Below are 223 nucleotides of genomic sequence, written 5' to 3' on the forward strand. Positions count from 1 at the left end.
ATCCGGCGCGTGGTGATCTGCACCGGCAAGGTCTATTACGACCTGCTCGAGGAGCGCGAGAAGCGTGGGCTGGACGACGTCTATCTGCTGCGCGTCGAGCAGCTCTACCCGGTCCCGGCGAAGTCCCTGGCCGCCGAGCTCTCCCGCTTCAAGAAGGCCGATGTGGTGTGGTGCCAGGAAGAGCCCAAGAACATGGGCTCCTGGAACTTCGTCGAGCCCTATC

The 223-nt window shown here is 63.7% G+C and carries 1 protein-coding gene; it reads left to right on the forward strand.

Going from position 1 to position 223, the window contains the following annotated elements; all coding sequences use genetic code 11:
* A partial coding sequence (locus tag E4K09_RS03030) for a hypothetical protein (protein ID WP_134495103.1) occupies window positions 1-223 on the forward strand: 223 nt, incomplete at both ends.

It is taken from the genome of Microvirga pakistanensis (assembly GCF_004458765.1).
Lineage (GTDB): Bacteria > Pseudomonadota > Alphaproteobacteria > Rhizobiales > Beijerinckiaceae > Microvirga > Microvirga pakistanensis.